At 37.6% G+C, this 5,487-nt stretch carries 5 protein-coding genes; 4 read left to right on the forward strand and 1 reads right to left on the reverse strand.

The window, feature by feature from the left end; translation table 11 throughout:
* Nucleotides 1-296: 296 nt before the first annotated feature.
* The 4 genes from KHS79_RS25535 to KHS79_RS25550 all read left to right on the forward strand — a co-directional run bounded on the left by KHS79_RS25535 (nucleotide 297) and on the right by KHS79_RS25550 (nucleotide 2,090).
* Nucleotides 297-764, forward strand: a complete 468-nt coding sequence (locus tag KHS79_RS25535) for a hypothetical protein (RefSeq protein ID WP_212722990.1) — start codon at nucleotides 297-299, stop codon at nucleotides 762-764.
* Nucleotides 765-882: 118 nt separating this feature from the next.
* Nucleotides 883-1,164, forward strand: a complete 282-nt coding sequence (locus KHS79_RS25540) for a hypothetical protein (RefSeq protein ID WP_212722991.1) — start codon at nucleotides 883-885, stop codon at nucleotides 1,162-1,164.
* Nucleotides 1,165-1,280: 116 nt separating this feature from the next.
* The gene (locus KHS79_RS25545; protein ID WP_212722992.1) at nucleotides 1,281-1,631 is read left to right on the forward strand and encodes a hypothetical protein; all 351 of its coding nucleotides are present in this window, start codon (nucleotides 1,281-1,283) and stop codon (nucleotides 1,629-1,631) included.
* Nucleotides 1,632-1,694: 63 nt separating this feature from the next.
* Nucleotides 1,695-2,090 (forward strand): hypothetical protein, encoded by a 396-nt coding sequence (locus tag KHS79_RS25550; RefSeq protein WP_212722993.1) that lies wholly within the window; start codon nucleotides 1,695-1,697, stop codon nucleotides 2,088-2,090.
* 405 nt (nucleotides 2,091-2,495) lie between these two features.
* Here KHS79_RS25550 and fusA read toward each other — a convergent pair whose 3' ends face one another.
* Nucleotides 2,496-4,568: an elongation factor G gene (gene fusA / locus KHS79_RS25555; protein ID WP_212722994.1), complete on the reverse strand. Its 2,073-nt coding sequence runs from the start codon at nucleotides 4,566-4,568 to the stop codon at nucleotides 2,496-2,498.
* Nucleotides 4,569-5,487 lie beyond the last annotated feature (919 nt).

Below are 5,487 nucleotides of genomic sequence, written 5' to 3' on the forward strand. Positions count from 1 at the left end.
GCTTATTTCGTAGGCTAAAAGGCTTTAGACGTATATTTTCACGATTTGAAAAACTAGACGCTGTTTTTCGTTTTTTTATTCACTTTGCGCTTATCGTAGACAAGTTAATTAGTGTTAACAGGCCCTAGTTTAACTGTTTGATTATAAAAATACTATTAGAATTTAATGGTGACTATCAGTCTTGGGGACTCTGCAAAAAGGGAATTACTATATATGTTTCAGAATGAGGCATTATCATTCACTTCTAATTGAGTAAGAGTAGTTCTTAACCTGCATAGCGACTATCTATATTAAAAATGTCCATTCCTCTTGATGCAGCTAATAATATCTACATTGAAGTAAAGTTTTGTCTAAAAAAATTATATATTCAAAAAACTGACAGCAGTGGAAAAATTTATGCTTTGTGGTGTGAAAGCTTGGATGAATGTGAGGAAAATGTGGAAGTATCTATAAGAAATAAAGGTTTAAAAAAATTTGTGTTAGGTATGTTGGCGGGCTTTGTAGCTGGACTTTTCCTCTATTGGCTCAGAAAGCAAGGGTACGTCTTGAATAGCTTCGCAATGATAGTCATTGCTGCACCTGCGGCCTGGGGACTTGTTGGCTTATTGGAGATGGTTACAAGCCGGCCATTTTCTGAGATGGAAGACTGGTGGAATGGGCTTCGTGGGTGGCAAAGAGGAGTTCTTGGACTATTGATCGTTGTCATCGCATTCGCCTTTATGATGGGCGCAATTGGTACGGCTGGAGTCTTAGGGTTGATTTGATTGGAGTTGGTATCTAGCTAGTCAACTTGTTGAATATCAAGAATCATAAAGACTGAAATGATGTTAGGTTTTACGGTGGTGTGAATTTCATTGATTACTACATGCGCAAAGAGTTTGGATGAATACTAAGCCTTTATTAAAAAATTTGAATCTATTATGCTCATTGTTCCAAACTCTTTCTTTATCTGCTTTGAATGAAAGAGATAGAAATACTTATAGTAGCGCTTATTCCCAATGCATGAGTATTATTGAATTGGTTAAAGTTGATGATCACAATAATGCTGCACTGAAATGGAGGGCTTTAATGTATTATGCCGATGACTCAGTACCAGTCAGCGAAGCTTTCTTGGAAAAATATGAGCCATTAAGACAAAGAATAATTAACGCAGGTTTGCAATAGAGCATAATAACCATGCATGTAAGACTTAAATATGAACATCAATAGATTTTTGTTGTGTTCAAGTTATTACTTTCGTTTTGTATGTGATGTGTGTTAGTTAATTAGAAGATAAATAGATGGAAGCGGTTAATATTTTAAAGTTTGGAGAGTCAGTCTCAAGATTGCCGATAGATAGGCAGATAACCTTTTATGAAAGGTTTGCCCATGAGTTAACCATTGTCATTCGGTGTGTGTGGTCAAATGAAAAAATTGACGATGCTGAAAAGGTTGATCGGATGAAATTGTTAAATGAGATAATTCATCGTATACCAAGTAAATTAAGTCAATTAAGAAATCAAAACTATGAATGGGAAAATACTCAGTTTGAAGAAATGGTATTACACTGGGTTAAGCAAAATACAGCAATATGTAAGGAAGTAAATAACGCTATTGGTTATAGCTATAAAGCAGTTAAGGGCATTGTATAGAGCTTCACTACAGTTCAGCTTGAAGTATAGTGTTACAACTTAACTAGATAGTAAACCTCAATAATGATGAGTAATTTACAAGAAATCTGCAAGATTCTGTTAAATAATGCCGATTTAACCCTCTCAGTTGATGGAGTGATGGGTATTATAACACTTGAGTTTTACCCCGCGATATATGATGGAGTTGTGACGTTCATTTGCTCAAATTATTCACGATTAAATTTTAGGAAGTCAGTTGATGATAGTGATGCGATATTTGTAGGCGAAACACAAGTGACAACCATTGAGGATAAAGTATCCATTGCAAAACTGTATAAAGAGGATGGGTGGCTCGAATATAACCAGAAGCACATGAATCCAGTAGTGCTAATCGAGATTGAAGGTGGTGCTATGTTGAGCATTGTCTGTGAACAATTTAGTTGGCAACAAGGTACTGGTCCAATACACAAAGTATTATAGTGTGTCTGCATTTGCGCTGTGTTGTTTTCTGAATGAATATATTGGAGCAAGTCTTGGTCAAAGAAAACTTTAGGAAAAGCATAATTTAATACCACTAAGTCATGACTTTTGATCTTTAGCAAATTGACAGCTGATTACGAATTTTATAGTTTTATTATAATTAGGGGATAGTCCTGATTTTTAAAGCTTAATGCATCTGAAAACTATGTTATGAGACCCACACTCGTGGGTTTTTTTATGTCTAAAAAATGCTGTGCGCTAAACATAGCACTTGTCTTGTACATTTTATATGCCTCGTTTTTTTACCTTTAATCGATTAATATCATGCTATCTAATATTACCTAGAAATTATCAGGTAATAGTCTGTGAGATTAAAGGCTGCCAAAATTGGCAGCCCTTTTTGGATTATTTTTTATCCCCTATAATGTTTGTGACTAGCATCTTTGGAACAGCCTCATAATGGGAAAAGGACATGGTAAATTGTCCTCGTCCTGCGGTGAGAGCTCGTAAACAGCCAATGTAGCCGAACATTTCAGCTAATGGAGCTTGGGCTTTTAGAACAGCCCGTTGAGGCTCATTATTTTGTTCAGTTACCTGTCCGCGCCGACGGTTAAGATCACCAATAACTGAACCGATATACTCAGATGGGATATTGATATCTATCTTCATTATCGGCTCAAGTAATTGGATACAACCAATTTCCTTGAGTTTCTTAACCGCTTGTTTTGCAACTAATGAAAAGGCCATTTGTGATGAATCATTTTGATGATAGCTACCATCAATTAACTCAACTTTGAAACCTCCGCAAGGATAGTGACTGACAACGCCTTCATTAGCACTTTGGCGGATTCCGGCCTCAACAGCAGGGATAAATTCTTGAGGAATAACCCCACCAACAATTTTATTTTCAAAAGTTATTTCCTCATATGCATTTGATGAACTAAGTTCTTCCTTTGTAAAAGGAATAAACTGTAGTTTTACTTCAGCAAACTGCCCAAGACCACCGGTTTGCTTACGATGCAGAGCATGAACCTCTGTTGCTTTGATCAATGTTTCCCGGTATGCCACCTGTGGAGCGCCAACCTTGGTTGTGATGCCAAAATCGGTTTTTAAGCGATCTATGGCAATTTCCAAATGTAATTCTCCCATACCTGCTAAACAGGTTTGTCCTGTGCGACTCTCTGTTTTTATTTGCAAGCTAGGATCTTCACGACACAAGGTTTGCAATGCCAAGCTAAATTTTGTTTGGTTTTTATGTTCACCAGGCTCTATTGCAATCTCCATTACAGGTTCAGGTACTGAGATAGTCTCAAAAGCAACGGGCATATCTTCTGCACAAAGGGTATCTCCAGTTTGTACGTCTTTTAGTCCTGCAATAGCGACTATATCGCCACAGACCATAGTTGGTTTTTCTGTACGGATATTGGCGTGCATTTCATAAATAGGGCCAACCTTTTGTGCTTTATTGGTTCGAGTATTTAGTACTCTATCAGCACGCTGCAGTTGTCCTCGATATACTCGGGTATACGCCAAAGAGCCATGAGGATCATTAACCACCTTAAAAACCAAAGCAGCAAAAGCACCATCAAGATCGTTAGTTACCTGTTTTTGATTTAAATTATCAACACTTTCAGGTCGCTCTTTTGGTGTTGGTAAATACCGGGTAATAGCATCCAACACAGGCTGTATGCCAATATTTTTATAGGCTGATGCCGCAAAAATAGGTACTATTTTACCTGCTATAGTTTGCCGTCTAATGGCTGCCACCAACTCAGAATTAGTCAGTGTTTTGCCTTCTGCCCAAGACTCTAAAATGACCTCATCTTCAGTAGCTAACCTTTCTATCAATTGTTCACGGGCTAACTCTGCCTCAGCTTTATACTGTTCTGATATCTCTGCAATTACATAATCATCAATTTGATTTAAATGACTCCATTGAATGGAGTGCATATTGATTAAATCAATGATGCCAGTAAAGCTATTATCTTCAATAATAGGCATCTGTAAGGGCAGAGGTTTTTGTGCAAAGGTGTTATCCATTTGCTGCACGACTTTAGAGAAATTAGCGCCCATACGATCCATTTTATTAATCAGACCAATACGGGGTACCCGATATTTGTCGGCTAGAATCCAATTAACTTCTGTTTGTGGCTCTACACCTGCAACAGCATCAAATACAACAACAGCACCATCTAAAACACGTAAGGAGCGATTAACTTCGATGTTAAAGTCAATGTGCCCTGGAGTGTCGATAATATTAAGTTGAGCATCATTCCAAAAAATAGAAGTAGCGGCACTTTCAATAGTGATACCACGGTCTTTTTCTTGTTGTCGATGGTCCATCATACTTTCACCATTATGGACCTCTCCGGTGAAATGACGTTTACCTGTGACAAATAACAACCTTTCGGTGAACGTTGTCTTTCCTGCATCAACGTGAGCAATTATTCCTAAATTGTGTAATTTTTTGATTTTCATTTTAGACTCTTTTTTCGAATACCTAGCAAATGGGAATTGAACTCCCAACCCTTTGCCTGTGGAATTCAGTGTGAGGCTAAAACATTATTAACCCCACGCAGCCAAGAGTGTCGCACAGGCGGACGAACCCCTGGCGGTACTCTATTTTTTCTATTAGCTTGTCGTAGGTTTTCATATTGATCACTTTTTTAGGGAATAAAAAAACCCTGGTGGTCGTTAGGCCTACCAGGGTTCTTGTGGAGGCCTAAGCCTCCTTGAATTCTTTATAAATTAAGAAGGCAATCGTTTGTTAAAAATTAAAATGCTTACAACAGGTGTCATTACATAGCACACAGCACTTTTCACAGCGGTTAAGCTATGCAAAGTGAGTCTTGAATTGGCTTGTGTAAGTAATGATTTCATTTAAAAAGTCTGTTTAGGCTGAATAAATTTAAAGTAACATTCTGATAATTTGGCGGGATGGTAATAGAATGTTTCGGTGATTGCAAACAATTTTGTATTAGGCGTCGTTATAACACGTTATTCTGAAAAAACTTGCCAGTAAATTACGTTTTGATAGATGCTGCTTCACTCTAATTACGCTCATTTTAGCCACATGATTGAGTTTTAACTTGTAAAAGCTTAAGGTCGCAGTGAATGGTTATTAAACCTTTTCAATTGAAGTCAATCTCTGAATGATGCCATTGTAAGAGGGTCGGTGAAATACAGACTCCTATCAACGACGGGCTTCAAATAGTAATAAAAGAGCTTGAGGCACATGAACCCATGAGTTATCTATCAATCGTGATAGCGTGCTGTTTAAAAGGCTCTCCTCAATGAGGCGACCTTTTTGAGAGGTAGAAGTTACAAGTCATACGTGGATAGGATAGAAGACATACCAATGTATTCGTTAGCACAATGTGCGTAGGAGAAGGTATAT

This window comes from Zooshikella ganghwensis (assembly GCF_018263875.1).
Taxonomy (GTDB): domain Bacteria; phylum Pseudomonadota; class Gammaproteobacteria; order Pseudomonadales; family Zooshikellaceae; genus Zooshikella; species Zooshikella ganghwensis.

Bases quoted from the DNA above. Each gene is read 5' to 3' on its own strand.
- KHS79_RS25535 (WP_212722990.1), top strand. From the start codon at position 297: ATGTCCATTCCTCTTGATGCAGCTAATAATATCTACATTGAAGTAAAG.
- KHS79_RS25540 (WP_212722991.1), top strand. From the start codon at position 883: ATGAATACTAAGCCTTTATTAAAAAATTTGAATCTATTATGCTCATTG.
- KHS79_RS25545 (WP_212722992.1), top strand. From the start codon at position 1,281: ATGGAAGCGGTTAATATTTTAAAGTTTGGAGAGTCAGTCTCAAGATTG.
- KHS79_RS25550 (WP_212722993.1), top strand. From the start codon at position 1,695: ATGATGAGTAATTTACAAGAAATCTGCAAGATTCTGTTAAATAATGCC.
- fusA (WP_212722994.1), bottom strand. From the start codon at position 4,568: ATGAAAATCAAAAAATTACACAATTTAGGAATAATTGCTCACGTTGAT.